This window comes from Vibrio sagamiensis NBRC 104589 (assembly GCF_007990935.1).
GTDB classification, from domain to species: Bacteria; Pseudomonadota; Gammaproteobacteria; order Enterobacterales; family Vibrionaceae; genus Vibrio; species Vibrio sagamiensis.
The window spans coordinates 1-18548 of record NZ_BJXJ01000052.1; the positions used below are offsets into that span (position 1 = coordinate 1).

General features: G+C 40.8%; 17 protein-coding genes. 5 read left to right on the forward strand and 12 right to left on the reverse strand.

Annotated elements, in window-relative coordinates; all coding sequences use genetic code 11:
- Positions 1–240: 240 nt before the first annotated feature.
- From VSA01S_RS17685 to VSA01S_RS17700, 4 genes are all read right to left on the reverse strand, one after another.
- Positions 241–678, reverse strand: coding sequence for a hypothetical protein (locus tag VSA01S_RS17685; RefSeq protein ID WP_145993921.1), 438 nt, complete (start codon positions 676–678; stop codon positions 241–243).
- A 14-nt stretch (positions 679–692) separates the two neighbouring features.
- Positions 693–1007: a N(4)-acetylcytidine aminohydrolase gene (yqfB, locus tag VSA01S_RS17690; RefSeq protein WP_039983326.1), complete on the reverse strand. Its 315-nt coding sequence runs from the start codon at positions 1005–1007 to the stop codon at positions 693–695.
- 111 nt (positions 1008–1118) lie between these two features.
- Positions 1119–1502 carry a nuclear transport factor 2 family protein gene (locus VSA01S_RS17695; protein ID WP_039983328.1) on the reverse strand — a complete coding sequence of 128 codons (384 nt, stop codon included), beginning with the start codon at positions 1500–1502 and terminating at the stop codon, positions 1119–1121.
- Between the two features lie 107 nt (positions 1503–1609).
- On the reverse strand, positions 1610–2467 hold the full coding sequence (locus VSA01S_RS17700) for a LysR family transcriptional regulator (protein ID WP_039983330.1): 858 nt from the start codon (positions 2465–2467) through the stop codon (positions 1610–1612).
- A gap of 86 nt (positions 2468–2553) precedes the next feature.
- Here VSA01S_RS17700 and VSA01S_RS17705 point away from each other — a divergent pair, with 86 nt between their 5' ends.
- Positions 2554–2793 carry a DUF2798 domain-containing protein gene (locus VSA01S_RS17705; RefSeq protein ID WP_039983349.1) on the forward strand — a complete coding sequence of 80 codons (240 nt, stop codon included), beginning with the start codon at positions 2554–2556 and terminating at the stop codon, positions 2791–2793.
- Positions 2786–3073, forward strand: a complete 288-nt coding sequence (locus VSA01S_RS17710) for a putative quinol monooxygenase (RefSeq protein WP_039983332.1) — start codon at positions 2786–2788, stop codon at positions 3071–3073. Before VSA01S_RS17705 ends, VSA01S_RS17710 begins: the two co-directional genes overlap by 8 nt.
- Positions 3074–3206: 133 nt before the next feature.
- Here VSA01S_RS17710 and VSA01S_RS17715 read toward each other — a convergent pair whose 3' ends face one another.
- The gene (locus tag VSA01S_RS17715) at positions 3207–3428 is read right to left on the reverse strand and encodes a GNAT family N-acetyltransferase (protein WP_227739665.1); all 222 of its coding nucleotides are present in this window, start codon (positions 3426–3428) and stop codon (positions 3207–3209) included.
- 15 nt (positions 3429–3443) lie between these two features.
- Here VSA01S_RS17715 and VSA01S_RS17720 point away from each other — a divergent pair, with 15 nt between their 5' ends.
- A complete protein-coding gene (locus VSA01S_RS17720; protein ID WP_227739666.1) occupies positions 3444–3680 on the forward strand; it encodes a putative quinol monooxygenase in 237 nt (78 codons plus the stop codon).
- Positions 3681–3695: 15 nt separating this feature from the next.
- On the opposite strand, the gene tnpA is transcribed toward VSA01S_RS17720, so the two are convergent.
- Both tnpA and VSA01S_RS17730 read right to left on the reverse strand, forming a co-directional pair.
- Positions 3696–4124, reverse strand: coding sequence for an IS200/IS605 family transposase (gene tnpA, locus VSA01S_RS17725; protein ID WP_039983333.1), 429 nt, complete (start codon positions 4122–4124; stop codon positions 3696–3698).
- A 406-nt stretch (positions 4125–4530) separates the two neighbouring features.
- Positions 4531–4938 carry a GNAT family N-acetyltransferase gene (locus tag VSA01S_RS17730; RefSeq protein WP_039983335.1) on the reverse strand — a complete coding sequence of 136 codons (408 nt, stop codon included), beginning with the start codon at positions 4936–4938 and terminating at the stop codon, positions 4531–4533.
- Between the two features lie 97 nt (positions 4939–5035).
- Here VSA01S_RS17730 and VSA01S_RS17735 point away from each other — a divergent pair, with 97 nt between their 5' ends.
- Positions 5036–5326: an MFS transporter gene (locus VSA01S_RS17735; RefSeq protein ID WP_227739667.1), complete on the forward strand. Its 291-nt coding sequence runs from the start codon at positions 5036–5038 to the stop codon at positions 5324–5326.
- A 421-nt stretch (positions 5327–5747) separates the two neighbouring features.
- Here VSA01S_RS17735 and VSA01S_RS17740 read toward each other — a convergent pair whose 3' ends face one another.
- Positions 5748–14267 carry a putative adhesin gene (locus tag VSA01S_RS17740; RefSeq protein ID WP_039983337.1) on the reverse strand — a complete coding sequence of 2840 codons (8520 nt, stop codon included), beginning with the start codon at positions 14265–14267 and terminating at the stop codon, positions 5748–5750.
- 376 nt (positions 14268–14643) lie between these two features.
- On the opposite strand from VSA01S_RS17740, the gene VSA01S_RS17745 reads away from it, so the two are divergent.
- Entirely contained in the window at positions 14644–15684 is a 1041-nt protein-coding gene (locus tag VSA01S_RS17745; RefSeq protein ID WP_083932322.1) for an IS701 family transposase, read from the forward strand.
- 138 nt (positions 15685–15822) lie between these two features.
- On the opposite strand, the gene VSA01S_RS17750 is transcribed toward VSA01S_RS17745, so the two are convergent.
- The 4 genes from VSA01S_RS17750 to VSA01S_RS17765 all read right to left on the reverse strand — a co-directional run bounded on the left by VSA01S_RS17750 (position 15823) and on the right by VSA01S_RS17765 (position 18215).
- Positions 15823–16341 carry a GNAT family N-acetyltransferase gene (locus tag VSA01S_RS17750; protein WP_039983341.1) on the reverse strand — a complete coding sequence of 173 codons (519 nt, stop codon included), beginning with the start codon at positions 16339–16341 and terminating at the stop codon, positions 15823–15825.
- Positions 16342–16780: 439 nt separating this feature from the next.
- Positions 16781–17068: a YciI family protein gene (locus VSA01S_RS17755; RefSeq protein WP_039983343.1), complete on the reverse strand. Its 288-nt coding sequence runs from the start codon at positions 17066–17068 to the stop codon at positions 16781–16783.
- 75 nt (positions 17069–17143) lie between these two features.
- Positions 17144–17488: a winged helix-turn-helix transcriptional regulator gene (locus VSA01S_RS17760; protein ID WP_039983345.1), complete on the reverse strand. Its 345-nt coding sequence runs from the start codon at positions 17486–17488 to the stop codon at positions 17144–17146.
- Between the two features lie 277 nt (positions 17489–17765).
- Positions 17766–18215, reverse strand: coding sequence for a GyrI-like domain-containing protein (locus VSA01S_RS17765; protein ID WP_039983347.1), 450 nt, complete (start codon positions 18213–18215; stop codon positions 17766–17768).
- Positions 18216–18548 lie beyond the last annotated feature (333 nt).

Consider the following 18548-nt stretch of genomic DNA (forward strand, 5'->3'; position numbering starts at 1 on the left):
GACATCCTCTAACTTTTGCCTATCTGAATCAATCTCTAGCCTTGCTGATTCTAAGGATTCATTCATTTCTTGAGCCGAATTCGGTAGTAGCTCATAATGGGGCATTTTCGAGCTAGAAAGTGCCACGGGTAAAAATTCAACCTAAGACGCTCTTGGACAAAAGCTTAGCAGCGACATAACTAAACTAGAACGTAACGGATTAATTGGAGTATAGAAAAGTTGCCCGACAGATGCGCCTTGTTAGCTGCTGTGAGCATCCAGTCTATAGATAGTAAATGCGATACTTTCTCCTACTAATCTTGGATCACTAGTCTCGATTGGTGCTGATAGATGTGTAATACCCACATCAACTATTACCTCAGGATCTATTTCTGTCACGATACCATATGCACGATAGCGCCAGCCCCACTGATGGTCTAGCTCTCTCTTAGCTTCAGGATTACCTGAAAACATTGACTCCCATTCTTCGTCTTCATAATGGATGCCGACTGATAAACAGATATCGATATTTTCTCCAGCTTGATATCTATCGCCCCCAAAGTCGTCCATTACAACAACATTGACACCATCTAATTCGATGGTTGCCTCAAGATAGTCACCTTCCGTTTTTTTAAAGTTTGCTCTCATAGTTTCCCAACTGAAAACGCCCTGTGATGCGCGTGGTTCTATGTGCTTCATAACTTGCAGACTTGTTAATCAACGACTTTGAAGCTTATAAAACACAAGCTCTTGTCTGATGAACATATCTTTCGCAAGATCCATTTGAGCATGAAGACAAATGGAAGATTTTCTGCTTTTGCATGCTTTCTGTTGAGTTTATCAAAGTTCACATGCTCAACACCGACAATTTCTAGTCTACAGATTTTTCGCCCATCTTCGTGAGTAAGTGCTTCAACAACCTGCCCCGGGTAATAATGGCTTTCAGATTTATCCCTAATCGTTGCAGTCTTTTTACCAGAAAGAATCTGGCGCTCTAGCCTTGTAAAAAGTGTAATTTTATCCACCATTAAACACCTGCTTCCTTACCGATTCTTCCAAAGATATACCGCCCAATCATGGGCTGATACTAGCTTGCTAAAATGTGCAGCGAAGCGGCATCGAGCAAGCTGTTAGGACTCTCATACGGTATTGGCTTCAAATGGCTCACATAAAGTACCCTGATGGTAGCTCATTTGCCATCTCCCATTGTTCAAAGACCATATTGAGCTACGTAATGAAAATATAGGTGTAGTTTCACCACTTTTTAACATCATCGCTTGATAGAGCAGTTGCGCACAATTTGGTGACAGAGGCCTTAGTTCAAAATTAGATGCTTCTATTGCAGGTGCCGGTTCTGATGGCTGGCGAGAAAGAACTTCCGTTTTACCGAATCGAACTCCAACTCCTGCAATTTCAGTAAAATCATCTGAAATAAGTTTATCCAATTCACCATATGAAGCTCTGGTCTCTGCTTTAAACAAGTGTTTTTCTAAGTTTATGAGTTTTAATTTGAGATTTTCCACCAAGCCCCATGTAACCCTAACATTATCAATAACAGGCAGCCTCGTTTTGCCCCTACTCTACTTTCGTTAAATTTATCATAAGCCACTTTCCATAGCAGCCAACCCAATCACGTCAAATCAACCATGCGCCCTTGAAAAGCGGGAGTGTTTTGAACACAACTCTCAATACATGTGATTAGATCTTGGGACAGCGACGAAGGCTTTGGTTTATTCGCCCACAAGGCATACATAGGCCGAGTAAAAAGTATATCAGAGTCGTATTGAACGAGCCCGGACATCTCACTATACAAATCGGCGATCTCTGTCATGGGCAATAAGCCTACACCCATGCCTGACGCGACCAGTTTACGTACCAAGGTAATGTCGTTGACCCGAGAAACCTTGGAGTATTGCCGCTCGATACTTAATAAGTTTTGCCTTGAAATTTGCGTCTTAGAGTACGGCATAATGAGTCGATCTTGGCTTTTGCAGTCTCGTCTTGAGACAAGGCATACGGCAATGCTGGCTAACTTTTTCTGGTAAAAAGACGAGTCTCTTTGCTCTCCACAGCGCAGAGCTAAATCAAAAGAGGTTTGGCTGAGCAGCACATTTGTGTTGGCAGGCTCAATAACGACATCCACATGACTTTTTTCTAGCAGAAAGGATTCAAGTGCTGGGTATAGCTGGCCAATGATTAAGTTTTGTGGGCAATGTAAGACGAAGGAAACTGCTTCACTTTTCGAGCTTTCAGTCACAGCATGATGAAGATTTAGAGTGGTCTCGCCAAGCTGTTCAAATAGCCCTTTACCAAAGCTGGTGAGTTTGACTCCCCTCGAGGAGCGAATAAAGAGTGACTCACCTAATCTCTCTTCTAACAATAAGATGCGTTTGGACAAGGTAGGCGCGGTAGTTGTTAAGTCTATTGCAGCTTTTGAATAACTGCCTCGACGGGCTACTTCAACAAATAATAAAAAATCATCCAGCATAAGGTTTTCCGCAATCTTAGTGTTCTAAAGCTCGTATGGCTGAGGATACGATAAATCCATACAGTATACAGACAGGAGGAAGTGCTATGACAAAACTTTTTTTCACTGCTCTGTTCTCATGCGCGATGTCAAGTATGGTGTCCGCGTGGGTCACTTACATCAATCTCGGTTTAACAGAGGATTTCATCAGTCGATGGGGCTTTGCCTTTATTAATGCTTGGCCTGCTTCATTCGCAGCGGCCTACTTATTGAATAAACCAATCATGGTATTGACCCAAAAATTGATGCGGCAATTTACCACCCAAAAGGAGAAAAACAATGCTTAGTGTTGTGGCTTTTATTACCCCAAAAAGTGAATTTTATGCGGAGTGCAAACAAAAAGCTGAAGGCATTCTAACTGCTACTCGAGAAGAAGCGGGTTGCTTGCGTTTTGAGCTATATGAAAACAAAGCGAAAGATCAGCTTATCTTGGTTGAAAATTGGGTCGACCAAGCTGCCCTAGACGAACACTATGCCCAGCCATATATCACACCGATATTTGAGTTTTATAAAAACGCACTAGTTCAAGAGCCACAAATACACAAAATGACCAATGTAGAAGGTTAAATTCTCAGCTATATCTGTGTAAGTCACTAGGTAGGTATTGGCCTCACCTACCTATCATTTAAAAGTTGCTTGAGCTTCGGCTCTAACTCATTCCGTGAACATTAGAAAAAACATCTTGAGTCTTAAACGTTTGTTAGAGCATTTTTTCCATGAATAACAATTTTTTACCTTCATAGAACGCTTCTTTAAATTGCGTATAGCCCAGCTTTTGATAAATATGTATTCCTCTTGAGTTTGATTCGAATACATCTAACCAGACTTTTAAACAGTTCAAGTGTTCCGCACAATACTGTTCCATCTCTTTAATTGCGAGTTGACCAAGCCCCTTTCCTTTCAATTTTGCTCTGGATTTCATGCAATACTGGTATTCGTGGCTTTTATTACCCCAAAAAGTGAATTTTATGCGGAGGGCAAACAAAAAGCTGAAGGCATTCTGACTGCTACTCGAGAAGAAGCGGGGTGCTTGCGCTTTGAGCTATATGAAAACAAAGCTAAAGATCAGCTTATCTTGGTTGAAAACTGGGTCGACCAAGCTGCCCTAGACGAACACTATTCCCAGCCATATATCACACCGATATTTGAGTTTTGTAGATACCCCCGTGCATGAACGGGGTACTTACTGTTACAACTCCATGCGGAGTTGACCAGAATCTTTTTCGCCCTGGTGTCTAACGTAATTCGCTATAACTTGTTCATTCACGCCTACGCTACTGACAAAGTAACCTGGCGACCAAACAATGCTCTCTTTCCAGTAAACCTTACTTAGCCAACTGAACGTTTTTCGCATGTGGTACGACGATTGGCTTTTTAGTTTACCCATGACGTCTGAAATACTGTATTTCGGTGGGATAAGCATCATCATATGCAGATGATCTTCATCAAAGCCTATCGTCTCGATCTCAACGCCAGGTAAACTTCGCAGCAACTTTGGCATAACCTTCCGTAGGTAGCTGCACATACCAGGATTCAGGATTTTCCGACGGTACTTAGTTACCCAAACTACGTGATACTTCGTGTAGTAGACACTATGGGATGAGGTGTAATATTGCATTTATCCATCGTACCGTCTCCAAAGGCATTCATCCACGGGTAAACCCGTGGTTTTCTGTATCCACAGAATAAAACCGCATTAGCTCAAGAGCCACAAATACACAAAATGATCAATGTGGAGGGTTAAACTCTTAGATATATCTGAGTACGTCACTAGATAGGTAGTGCCCTCACCTACCTATCATTTAAAAGCTGCTCGAGTTCCGTCTATAACTTACTTTTGGACATAACCTTGTTAGGTTTTTGCCCTATTTCGGCTAGCTGGCATGAGGAAAAATAAGGATATGTTCGACTTTTAATATCACCCTCCATGATATTTACTTAAATAAGATGGCTTGGGCTTGTCCAACACTTTGGATAGGTGTCGGCTTCGCGACACATATCCTTATTTGTTATGTTTGTAGTTCTTAAGCCCACGAAACAGACATTTTGAAGTAAGATACACCTGATTTTTGAAACTCTTCGCCTTCAGCGCATAGTCCAAATTTCTGATAGAAAGATAACGCTGAAGTCCGCGCGTCACACCAGAAGTAGCTTGCGCTTGCCAGCTTTAACTCACGAACGACTTGCTCTATAACATTAGAGCCAATTCCTTGCCCTTGATATTCGTGCAAAGTAGCGAACTTTCTGAGCCTTGCTTCATGTCCATTGATATAAACAGAAGCTACGCAAACCAATTTTCCATCAACAAACGCACCGTAATGAATTGCCGAGCTATCACCTTCAACTTCGCAAAAAGAAGGCGATTTATCAGGCCATAAAACGAGATGCCTAATAGGTAAAACCTCGGCGGTGGTGATCTTCCGTATATCCATATTTCCTCAAAAAACATAACAGTATATTAATAAGCATTCTTACTTTCGTGCAGAAATATACTCATAAAGTACCTTTATCATAATCGATATAATCTATATATATCATGATATGGCCTGGCCCTTTTTAGTAATCACTTTATATCGTGAATATGGTGCTACGGCGACTGAAGTTGGTTTTATGCTCGCGATGTCTGCTCTTGTTGGAGTAATTGCTGGCTTTTACACTGGGCACCTGTCGGACATCATTGGCCGCAAGCGAATAATCATTACAGGCTGCTTAGTTTCTTCACTCACATACTTTGGGATCTCTCAGGCTAACCAGCTCAATCAATTCTATTTTTTAATTGTCGCGTGTGGCCTTATGCGACTTCAGTTGTACCCCGTATAACACACAGTTAAGTAATCAACATAAACCAAAGAAATAATATCTTTAGGATTACCTATGCAAATCGACGGGTTTTTTCCGTAGTTATATGCAACCAAGGGTAACGCTAATTATACTCACGTTCAATCTAATGTCCGTATTGCCTAGCGCCTAGGGTGTGAACTTCAGAAATTGCCGAAAGTTTCCGTATAACTCCAGCGGTGTCTGAGCAATATGATTTTCGCCTGCTCAAACCAAAATGAGCATGGTCTTACCCTCTTTTACCGGATTGGACTTGGTAAGGGAAATACATATAAACAGTATTCTACTTACGCCCTAACTGGTTAATTTTTAACAGTGACAACTATCCTGCTAGAGGGGGGTATTGAGCGGATACGAAACGGCTGGATTATTCCAGCCGTCTTATATAGTCATCTCTGCGTGACTATTGTCCCTTAGTTTCTAATGCTGAATTGAGCGACTTAACCGCGTTATCAAATGCACTGTCTATATCTTTTGGGAAAACCTTGGGATTTTCAATGACTTTTTTTAAACGTTTTACGCTCAACAGTAGATCCAGTGCGGTGTTGCCATACTTGGATCTATATTCCAGAAAAATTTCGGAATTATCATTTGCCATTTTTTCGAAAAACGACAGCAATACAATTTTATTGTTTTTTATCCAATCACCCCATTGTTGAATACTGCTCTGTTGGTCATATATTCGATATATGTCACTGAAGCTATCTATTTGGTTAGATTCGGAGGCCTCAATGTCGTCCACCAATTGCCCAACATCTTGATGGGCAATTTTAATCCCATTTGCGGTACGAGTCATTACTACACGGGTAACGACCGTTTGAGAGGTAATGGGGTTCTGTGATAAGCCATTTGTGGCTGGTGCACTTCGTAAGTTTTGACTGGTTGATCTCGGCACCATTGTATTAAAGTGAACGGAAGAGCTTGGGCCTTTTCCACCACCATGCATTTCCTCACGGCAAGCATAAAATACCACCTCATCATAATCTTTTAAGCTGCCGTAAGGAGGTCTCATTTCATTTACGATATTTTTAAGTGATTTATCCCAACCTGCCATTTCTTCAACAATGAGTATATCCGATGGTATAACATTCTCACCTGCACTGTACTTGACGCGGTTTTCCCACACAGCGGCTACTGCAGCATTCAGTGGAGATTTCTCAAAATGCTTTACTTTGTAGTCTCTTATCTTTCCGCCATATGAACTAAGACCTTCAAGACCCGTCGCAGACAGCAAATCTACATCATCAAAATCGCCAAATTCATAACTTTTCCCAGCAGAAAGAGAAGCATACTTCTTAGGTTCCCCGTTGATAAACAAATCCATACCGAGTCTTTCTTTACTTGACGTTATAGGGTCAAAGGCTTTATCAGGAACGTCAGCTAGCGTATTACCGTGTGGCCCGTAGAATACAACCTTCTTCCCTCGTGGAACGATAATATGAAGGTTTCTTCCAGGTTCAAAAGCACCATGAGCGCTCAGAATAAGTCTTTTGGCATTCTCACCACTACCCTTAATTAGCTGGAAACCGTGAGGAGAACCATTTATGACCTCCGGCTTAAAGCCAGAATAACTTTTCTCCAGTCTATTGATTTCTCTGATCGCTCTTTCATTAGTTTCCTCATATACAACACCCTTGCTAGTAAGGTCTTGTTGTTGTTGATTTCGGCTCTTTGCAATATTCGATAACTTTTTCTTATTTTTTTCAAGTGTTACTATGTGTTTTATGTATTGTTCTGAATCAGGATCTAGATCTAAGGTTTTGAGGTAGGCATCATAGTCCTTCTCATACTTAGCAACATCAATTTTAGCATCGTTCAGATATGAATTTAGGATAGGCTTACCATGTTCATCTTTGTATGCATCTCCTGCTCTTAAAATATTTTGTTGGTTAGTCCTAAATGGCCTTGCTATTTCCTCAAATGCATGCTCAGCATATGAAGGTTCTTGTACGATATCGAGATCATCCAGAGCACTACGTATTTTAGCCAGCTGATCATCTATATCCTGACCTTGTCTTCTCAAACCAGTCAAGGCATCATCAACAAATGAACTGGCATCACCTAAAGCTCCGCCAGCCTGTCGTGCCGATTTCAGCGCCTTTAACGCCTTGAGAGCATCACCAGCACTAGACACTAGCCCTAGCGCATCCAGAGGAGCTAAAGCAAGAGGAATGAGTCCACTAGCCCTCTCTTCGGCCGAATCTCCCTCAACTAAAAGATAAATCCCTTCGGCAAGTCCTACACCAAGGCTCGCAGCATCAACAATCATTGCAGCCCCAGTGATGCCTCCTATTACAGCAGGTGCAGCGCTGCCCCCACTCACGACGATCGCAGCAACACTGAGTGCAAATGCTGGAACGGCCAATACACCGCCGACAACCTCAAGCGCTTTCTTTGTATTCCACTCTGCATGGGAAGTCAGCTGTGCATCAGCATCTTGCCTAAGCCTCTGCAAGTTTCTTCTGCCAATGGTATCGAATATATTATCCTTACCATTGAGAGGAATATGATTTAGGTCGAGATTATCAGCGACCTCCCTTTTAGACACGCGATAATTCACACTTGTGAATTTCGTACCGTGATAACGATCTGAGTGCGTCGCGAAATCGTTTAATGTCCTATCTGGAGTATCTCCACCTAGTAGAACGGGTTGTTTATCATATTCACTCATGTGTGAAAGTATGAAGTTTCTATTCGCTGGGTTACTGAAAAATCGATGAAGGGATTGTTTGCTACCAAATTCGATAAGGGCCCCATCAGATTGCAGACTAACAAGGATGTGGCGTTTTCCTTTCTTTATCAGCAACATACCTTCCAGAGGGAAATAATCATCTCTCCTCCCCGTCAGTCCGGGTAAGGAGACTTCGACCTCAGTTGATCCATTTTTCATCTCTTGAATCAAGACTTTTCCTTCAGGACTTAAACTTCTGTTACGCTCCGCTGAAGAGGCTAATCTGTCAAATGTCGCTTTGAGATGATCAGAATAATCTGAGAAATGCTTTTCTTCGAATTCATTGATTTTACCTTCAACCAGTCTTTGCATATCAGTTTTAACTTGAGGACTGTAAAGCTTTTTAAACAGCTCTTCTCCATCTAAACCTTGGTATCGAGCCGGTAACTGATAATCACCCGCTACTTCCACAGTATGAGAGCCTGTGATCCCTTGCCAATAACTTTCACCAAGCGCTTGGAGTAAATCTGTCTTGACTATATGACCGCCTCCACCATCACCGATTGATGATACAGCCAAACGATGAAATATTCCCTGACCGTCCATTCTATTGTGCACTGTATTTTCTGAACGGTAGGGGAAAATTTCTTTCCCTGCCACAGTTAAGGTTCTCCCTCCACTATTTACATAGCGGTGAGCGGCGACATCTTCCAGGATAGATTCCATACCGCTAGCTGTACTACCGTCCATTTGGTTTGCTAAACTAGCATGTGATAGAAGAAATTCATGATTACTTTTATTGCGGACAAATCTATCAACTTTTTCATACGAATCAAAAACTCGAATATTTCCGGGTGGCATTAAGCTAATCATAATATGCTTATTACCATCCTTGATAAACAACATGTTCTCCAGTGGGTAGTCGCCTATTTTCGGCTTAATAAAGAAAGGTAAGGCCTCTGTCGAGGTCGTAAATTTAGGCGGATTTAATGCGCTTTGCAACGTGTTCCTTACATACTCTCGATCACCCTTATTTGTCATGGAATCAACCAAGGAGGTTGCGCGTTTTTCTAATATTTTACCGTACTTTTCTGGGTCCCAATTGACATCATCACTCCCTAGCTCAGCCTTATTAACTGAATGTAAGTAATGCTTGCCCATTTTTTGTTCTATCAACCTATAATAGCTGACATCCCAAGTCACCTTTTCCAGCTTTTCAACTTGGACTTTACGACTATCCCCCTCACTGGGCATAGTATAGATATTTGCGGCTGGAAGTTCGGGATATTTATATACGTATTTGACTTTTTCAGGCTCTGATATACCACGTTGTGCCCAATATTTTTTGCCTATTGTACGGTGATGTAAATCTCCTAAAAGCCCAGCCATTTTATGGCTTCTTATAACCGACCTTTCGTAAGCAAATAGACCGCCATGAACCGTAATATCTTCAATTTGCTGCGCTTTGGTATAAACATTGCCATTGGGGAGTGTTTTATCTTGTAGCCCATCCAAATAGAGTTTTTCTAGCTGAGCCCCGTCTTCATGCAGAACTTCAAGATCTCCATTTCGATATTGAAGAATCTTTGACAGCACTGTCTCTTGGTCAAGCTCTGGATGATTCTTAACATAGAGATCTTCGCTTGGCAGCAAAGGTATCTTAAATTCATCAAAACTTGGACGCTGATAGATTTCTGTTGTTATATTTTTTACTCGAGTACCATATTCACCATGTTCAAATTCTGACTCAAATGCGTGCTCTGACAAGGTATAGATTATTTTATCATAAGGCCTTATGCTTGCTTCTTTTCTCGCCCTAAGCTCAGTAATGATCCTTTTATAGTCCTTAGGAGAAATATTATTTCCACTGATCTTAAGATCGTTTTTAATGGCATTCATTTGTGCGATGACGCTATTTTCGAGGAGTTTGTCTCGATAGGACTTGTTACTCATATTATTAATTATCGAGCGTGTTTCAAAGCGAAACTCATCATTAATAGTCATTCCCCGAGGAGCGCCTGTATTTGGCTGTCTAGCAATAAAGTCCTCTTGTTCAATAAAGGCACTAAACTCCTCTTCACTATACGCTAGAGAGTACTCTACTAAGAACTTATGGTAATCAATCATAGGTTGGATAAACTTGTGCTTGGGAAAATCAGAGCCATAAATGTTATCTAAGATATCCTCATCCATATCGGTCAAAGGAGGACGGAAAGCGCGCAAGGCATCACGGAAATGACTGGTGTCATTGGAGTCAGCAGCTTGCTTCAACAATGAAATAACCTCAGCAAAAAATGCTGATTGTTTGTTCCCTCTGGCTTGCGCCGCCATTTTCTCCATTCTATTGAGATTTTTTTCAAGAAACTCTAATCGACCATCAGTGCTATATATACTTCTGATCTTCTTATAAAATTTCACCTTTACCTGCTCGATATCACCCTTGAAGCGCGTGTAAAATTTTTTGGTTGCTTTATACCTAGCACGTCTGGATTTGCTCTGATAGTTCTGTTCCCCTTCAGTTCCACGATGACGAGCATACCGAGCTAAAGAGACCTCTTTGTCTGTAACATCCTCTTGTTCATTCCAGTTATCTTGAGCATCAAACGGCTTGATGTCATCACTCCAGATATCATCTAGGCCAGTCCAATAGGCTTCCCTTAAGACAGGTTTCTCTTTCCTATAACCGTAGAACGCACGCCGATAATCGTTTTCGGTTACGAACTCTTTAGTTCCCGAGGCTCTCGAAACATGTTTCTCAACCCATTTAGGGTCAGAAAAGTAGAACGTATCTCCTAAAGCGTCGGTGTAATCGACCCCACTGACAAGGTGTTCATTCATTGGGTCACCATCTCCCCTAAGAATGAAAACCTCACCATGAGCATTGACTATTGCTGGGTTACTATGAAGACCAATATGCTGCACTTCATGAGCCAAAGATATTGTGGGATCGCACTTAAGCCAAGATCGAGTCTCAAGGTCATCTGTACTTGATGTGAACAAAGTATTCCAAGGATCGAAATAAATGGTCTTTGTTAAAGGACTGGCGAAATTAGCATAATATTCTTGGCCATTTTCATCAGTACGCAAAGGCTCTCCTGCACGGTGAGGGCTGATGGTGATCCCTAGCTCATTCATTGTTTCCAGAGTATTTTTCCCCTCTGGGGTCTGTTGTAGGGTTTCTAGGTGAGCTCTAACCTTGACTCGGTATGCTTTACTTCCGCCCAATTGTATTCCTTGGAAATCAGGGCCAGCGGCTTCAGTATCTGCATTGTCAGTATCAATACCAAGACTACCGCTTTCAATACTTTCGTTGCTCACTTCCTCTGCAAACAAGGGATCCCACTCTTTAACCAGTCCCTGCTTTTGCCAGTCTCGCATTTTTTCATCAAAGCTTGCCGACATTTCTTGTCTAAATTGAGCCTGCATTTCGGCTAAATCATCTGGGAAAGACGTCTCCTGAGTCGCAATCATTTCATTGATAACTTCTTCAGGCAGTACTCCCTCCATTTCTGTCCTGAACTGTGTCTTCATTTCCTCAAATTGCGCTTTGAGCCCGTTAGAATACTCCTCGTACGCTTGAGCCAGTTTTTCCTTATACTCTGGTAATTGAATGTTCTTGAAATCGGCTTGAGCCTTTACTTGCATAACCTTGTTCACTGCAACGAAGGCGCCAGTTACCCCACCTTCTATTGCTAAGGTCTTGAACCACGAGTCCATTTTAATTTTATCTTTAGGGTCTACGATTGCATTATGTGTATAGGCACTCATCACAACCGCGCCACCAACGGCTGTTTTGATTGGACGAGGCACAAACGACATTGCAGCCTTAAAACCAAGCTGCTTAAGTCTATTATTTACGACATCTTGCACCACTTTATAGGGGTAATCCTCTCCTGGCATCACACCATTTTTTATCTGGCGCACCTTATAAGGAATAGTGAACGAAGCAATAGCCGTCTTAACCCCAGCTTTCACCGTTCCTTTTACTAAGGTCACGTTTACCCCAGCAAAGTCAACACCACCTTCAATGACAGCATAAATGGCTCCACGACCCACCTGCTTCTGTCCCCATTTGGTCACAAACTCAGCGAAAGATTTTTCTTCCGCGAGATGCTGCTCTGGCGTCTTCGGCAGAATGGTCTTTTCATCACGTGCATACTGCCACTCCTGACGCATGCGTGTTGCAAATAAAATACCTTTTGGATCCTCTTCTGAAATCACAGCTTTTAATAATCCGTCGTTTTCCAGCATTTGACGTAAAGATTCAACTTCCGGAATATCATCCTCCGGCATGATCTGTTGTGCCTTTATTCCCCAGTGCTTGGCGACTTTTGCATGTCTGGAAAAAGGCTCGAGGCGTTTACCTGTCAAAGAAAGAGCCTTAAAATCGAGGTTATCTAATTCGCCTTGCCCAGATAGGTTAGCAATGCGAGTTAGATCAATAATCTTGCCTAATTCTTCTTCTGTAAAAGTCGATTTATTTCTCGTAGCCTGTTTAATTTTGTCTATCTGTCCCTTTAAGGACTTATAAAACTCTGGCACATCTATTACTTTGAGTTCTTTATCCAAAAGATCCTTCCCCCAGCTAGACAGATCTTTTTTTTGTGAATCAATAAGCTGACGCATCAAATCTGGCAACTCATCAATTTGTTCAAGGATGTCATCTGACGCTTTAATCGCCTTATCACAACTTTCCCTAAATGCACTTTTTTGAGTTGCTTTGTCCATTTTGCTAAGCGGATCAGCTTGATTTTGTCCGCTCGCTTTCCCGGTTACCATGTCGTCAATAGTAAATGTAAGTCCAATATCTTGCATAGCCTCTGTGGTAAAATCTGCGTCCAACGGCTTATCTTTCTTCAGATGAGTCGCTGCTGCTTGCAAGGGGTTAAAATCATACTGCATACGCAGTGCTGGCTGCTGCATCAGCCAATACATACTGCGGACAATGGACTTAACCTTCTGTTCTTCGCCTGATAATGTTGAGGGGGCACTAATGGTACCCGGCCAAAGAGCAGCCATTTTTTTATAGGGGACATCTCGCCAATGACCAGCAACATGTGAAGCCATCGAGGCTTGCTGTGGCAGCTTTTTCAAGGCGCCTAATGTATCCGATGGCAATTTTCCCAAAGCCTTAGTGAGCGAGCTCATCGCCTGACTCGCTTGACTGTTGGAATGTTTAAATATAGCGATTACTGTCTCGGCAAAAGTCGGCTTCTGGGTAACTGTAAATGTTTCATATCCCCATGCCTTTTTCGGATCTTTAAAGCGTCCAGCATTGCCACGAAACTCCTTTGCATTAACACGAACAACTCTTTGGATATCGCCAATTATCTCTCTAGACATAGAAAAGTGATTGGTATTTGATACCTCTCTATCATACCTATCCATCTTTGCCCACAAGCTGCACAGTTGATTATTACTCCTGTTAAGCTCATTCATAACCTCGGTGCGCAGCATAGTGAGATGATTAGTCATTAGCTTCTGTCCCCAAGAGCTACTGAGTTGTTTCATCGCCCGTCTGGGCTCATAGGTAGAAGTACCATCTTTATTTTGCTTCTTGAAAAAGTCATTTTTCTGCAAAAATTCATTGGTAACGTTTGCGTGCCATTGTGATAAATCACCAATACGTGCATTCATCTGCCCTAGTTTTAGCGCCTCATCAACGGCTTTAATACTGGTTTCGATATGACGTGCGATTTGGTAGGCTAAGCCTCTATTCTTAGGCTTAGATTCAAGGCTGTCCCACCCTTCAAACTTATTGATGTACAACTCAATCTTCTTGAGTGTATTTTCGTCTGGCCCCAGATAAGAGTCTTGACTATCTCGTGCCTTCCTTATCTCTGCAATCCTCTTCTCCAAAGACGGCAACATCTCTTTCTTAATAGAGATAACTAGCTCGTTATAGCCTTTCTCGATAAACTCCTCGGCCTCTTTTATTTGTGCTTTTTTTGCTTTTTCATCCAAGGGGGCAAATACCGTCTGTAAAGGCAAATTGACCTTAGCTATACTGCCATAAGGTTCGATTTGCCATTCAGCCCCCAATCCCGATAGGTTTGCAAGCTTTTGCTTCCGAAAACTCTCATCACGAAGCATATGCGAAGGATTAAATAATTTGCCCCCATTTTTATCTGCTGTTCCAATTCTAACTATTTTTTTACCCAAAGCCCCCTTGGCTGAAGAGTTATCTATAGTCTCTTTTTTGGATGGTTTAAAAGAATGAGAAGAGGTGACTCGAACTGGTGGAGTTGGCATTGATTGCATCCGCTAGGTTTAAATTTATTCATCACGTTGACAGAAAGTCTTAAAGCTTGGTGAAATCGTTATATTTCTCTGCGCTCAAGTTTATCTACTTGCGAATGGCTGCATTTATCGAAATTGATGATAACAATCATTCGAATACTAGACGCTTTCTGTCCACTGATTTTCAAAATATTGTGCTTAATAACAAATTCACTGTTACAAAAAATGGAGACAAGATGAACCAACTATTTATGAGTAATTATGATAACTTGTAAAAGATAATAAACTTTTATTTTTTTTTAGCTTCATTATAACTTACTCATTTAGGACTTACGCATTGACAGAGTGTTTTGAAATTTGGTACCGGTTATAATCGGCCTTTTCAAGGATGGAAGTAAGAAAGACTACTCGCCCAACTACAGCTAGATGCACTCTTCCACAATATATGGGATTTTTGATCAGTGAACCAAAATCATCAACATGCACAAGATTGGCAGAAGTGACGGGTATCTCTCACGATAGCGTTAACCGCTTTCTTCATCGTGAAGATTATCAACCGAAAGACTTATTTGATGAGGTTGATCAAGATCTATGTCTTGTAGGCGGCACTTTGAGTGTTGATGATAGTGTACTCGATAAACCTTACAGTCATCACGTAAAGCTGGTGAGTCATTTTTGGTCAGGGAAACACCATCGAGCAGTCAAAGGAATTAACCTCGTAACCCTTTATTATACCGACACTAATGGTCGCCATATGCCAGTCAATTACAGGATATGCGATAAATCAGAAGGCAAGACTAAAAATGATTATTTCCGTGAAATGCTGGCAGAAGTATTAGATTGGGGGCTAAAGCCAAAGTTTGTAACGGGAGACTCTTGGTATAGTTGCGTCAGGAATCTGAAGACGATTAAAAACCATCAGACAGGTTTCATGTTTGCTGTCGAGAAAAACAGGACGGTATCGCAGGAAAAAGGCCAATGGCTGCAAATTCAGTACCTTGATGTTCCTTGTGACGGTTTAGAGGTTTGGCTTAAAGAGTTTGGCAAGGTCAAGTTGTTCAGAACGACGCTAAAAGACCAGCATCGCTACTACGTGGTTTACTTGCCAGAGGATAGTCCTTTTCAGCATGATGACTTTAAAACCATTCATGATCAACATTGGCAAATGGAACAATATCACAGAGCAATAAAGCAAGTATGTCATATTGAGCACTTTCAAGTGCGCAGTGAGCGACCAGTACGAAATCACATCTTCTCAAGCATTTTGAGCTTTGTTTATCTCCAAAAAATGCAGATAGCACAAGAGTTCACCAACATTTATCAGCATCAACGTGAACTATTTAAAGATGTTGTTGGTGTCTTCATTAAACATTTTGCGAAAGGTAAAGAAACCTTGCTACCAAAATTGAAAGGTGCTATCAATGCGTAAGTCCTACAGTATATGAATGAGTATTTACTCTGGCTGATAATGGGGCACTTCTGAGTTTCGAAGTGCCATCTATGAAGGTTCTGGATATCTCTTACTGACAAGGTTTACCATCTAATCACACTGAGGATTGTAACGCTTTTACGAGTATCCGTTCCCGATAGAATCTTCGACTTCACTGACTAGTGTTTTGTGCATTATAAAACTATCAACATAACCAAGCTTTGGGTGAAGATAGGCTAAGGGGATCGTGCCTATTATGGTAAAACCTAGTTTCTTCCATAAATTAACCGCCACTGCATTAGAGGACACTACAGAATTAAATTGCATAGCCCTAAAATCCAAATTAATGGCAGTTTCCAGCGAGTGCTCACACAACTTTTTTGCAATTCCTTTGCCACGAGACTGGCCTTGCACCATGAAACCACAGTTGCAGATATGGCTACTAGGCCCTTCTGCATTTCGTTTTATGTAGTAACTCCCTAGAACTTGGTCACCTTCTACATAAACAAATGTCTTTAATGGGGACTTACACCACAGTTCGAGTGCTTCCTCGTATTCCATTGTAGGGTCGAATGCATACGTTTCTTGCTCTTCGATTATCTGTTTGAAACATGGCCAGAATATTTCAAAGTCGTCATCTTTTATCTCTCTTATCACTTTATGTCTCCTCTAAAAAAATTTTATACAAGTTATATCGGATTAGAGATAACGTTCAATAACATAAGTTAAGATATTGATTATGTTTGTCCTACACAGGGTCACAGCTTCAATATTTCGCTGAAGAGTAGTGAGTAAAAATGTAATCACCTAGTCAAATGAGCTATTCATATGTGGACCGTTTTTGAACGAATTATGTAAATGATATTTATAGATAGTCTAAACGCACTTTGGGGCACTTCTGAGTTCCGAAGTGCCACCTGTAAAGGTTCTGGACAAAACCTTGATAGCAACCTCACTAATTTAGCAAATCATTAACAAATACAGATATGGAAAAGGCCGTCCTCTTAGACTCGTTGTTAGTGTGCATTTGCTACTGAGTTATGGCAACGTCGCAGTACCACAATTATCATTTTTTCATATCAGATAATCGATAGCATTATTGAATTAAAGAAGAAAACTCAGATGCAGCTTTTGTAGGCAAAAATTCCGTTAATTCATAATCGGCAAGATTATGAATTTTAAATGGGTCATCGTTTAGAATTTCTTCTAGTTCACTACGGTTTCTAGCTTTTGCGAGAATGATTCCGCCACTTCGTGGAACTTTTCTTCCAGAAGCAATAAAAACTCCTCTCTCATAGTTCCTATCTAGGTACTCAATATGAGCGTCAAGGTACTTATCTATCTGAGACATTTCACTAATGTATGTTATTGACACAATAAACATAATTTTTCCTTTTTTCGTTTGTCACTCTGATCACAGTGATGACTTTGTTCGCCTCTAGAATCGTATGGATAAGCTTTATTTTTCTATATCATTAAGTGATTCAACCCACTGCTCCGCGAGACTTTTTAAGGGATAAATTGATGAAATTATCTCCTTACCTAATTCGGTTGGTTGATAACCTAATTCGCCTTTTTCAATTAGCTTTGCCTGTCTTAATTCTCTAATTCTTGAATTTAAAACAGCAGGAGAAATAGACTCACAGCGGTTCTGTAACTCACGAAATGTACAAGCTCCACCTGAACACAGCTGCCATAAAACTCCCATAGCCCAGCGTCTTCCAAGCAGATCAAACAATGCCATGATTGGATTGCCTGTTACCGAACCACGAACTGGTTTACCAGGATAAGGAATTTTTTCCATTTTGATTTTTCCGCTATGAAATTCATAGCGGACTATAATCTAAAATACAGAGTGATGCTATGTTTTTAATAGCGGAGTATGTGAATTTTATCTGGAGGATTAGAAAGTAATGAGAATTTTAGACATATCAATTCTGAAAAAGATATTACTTATTCTTATGGCTGGAACACATTAACTCAACAAGAAAATGGGCATAAACGATTTAGATCCAGAGTTCTAAATCGTTTAGAGCAGATTAAAAAAAAGTACCTTGAAAACTTAAACGCTTATCATATAACTATCTAACAGCAATAGAAATCTCGACTTCATGAGCGCTTTTATAGTATTCAAAATCTGTTGTGTATGCTCGTTCATATAAGCAGTTTTCAGAGCTAAAGTAATTCCAGACTTTACCCCAAAGATCTATAACTACTTGTGGCATTTCACCACTCGCAGAAAAAGTTACATATTTGCCAGAGATAACATTCACTTTTACTGAGTCTGGTAATATTTCTGGTGATAACGTATCCGAACAAGCGATAACGTCAAAAACCCCGGTAAAATCAGACTCATAATTTGTATAAATACCAAAAACTTTTGATTTTTCATTCAATTTCGGAGCTGCATTTGTATAAAACTTTGCCCAAAGTTCTCCAATTTTTGCAGTCGATGGATCTACTTCATCCGCATTAGTTGTACGAATGGCAAAACCCGTAACCTCAAAACCGTTTACTTCACTGATATTCATTGTTGTTCCTTATTATGTAAGGTCAAATTAAGATATGTAGCTCAAAAAAACCGAACGATGCTGCCGTATGCCATCTTAATCACTAAAACTGACTTATTCTAACAGCAGCAATAAGCACTGTATATAAAAACAGCCCTAGCGAGTGTTATTGTTCGAGTGAAAAGCATAACAATACTTATTGGAGAACGAATTGTTGCCTAATAATGAGAATTTAAATTCATTAACTAGATCGAGTTAGCTTCAGTAGGGAAAAAGCTCATGAATAGAATGCGAATGAGTAAAAGGTCTACGCAATTTTGGGCATTTTCGTGTTTCATACCCCGTCGGCACAGT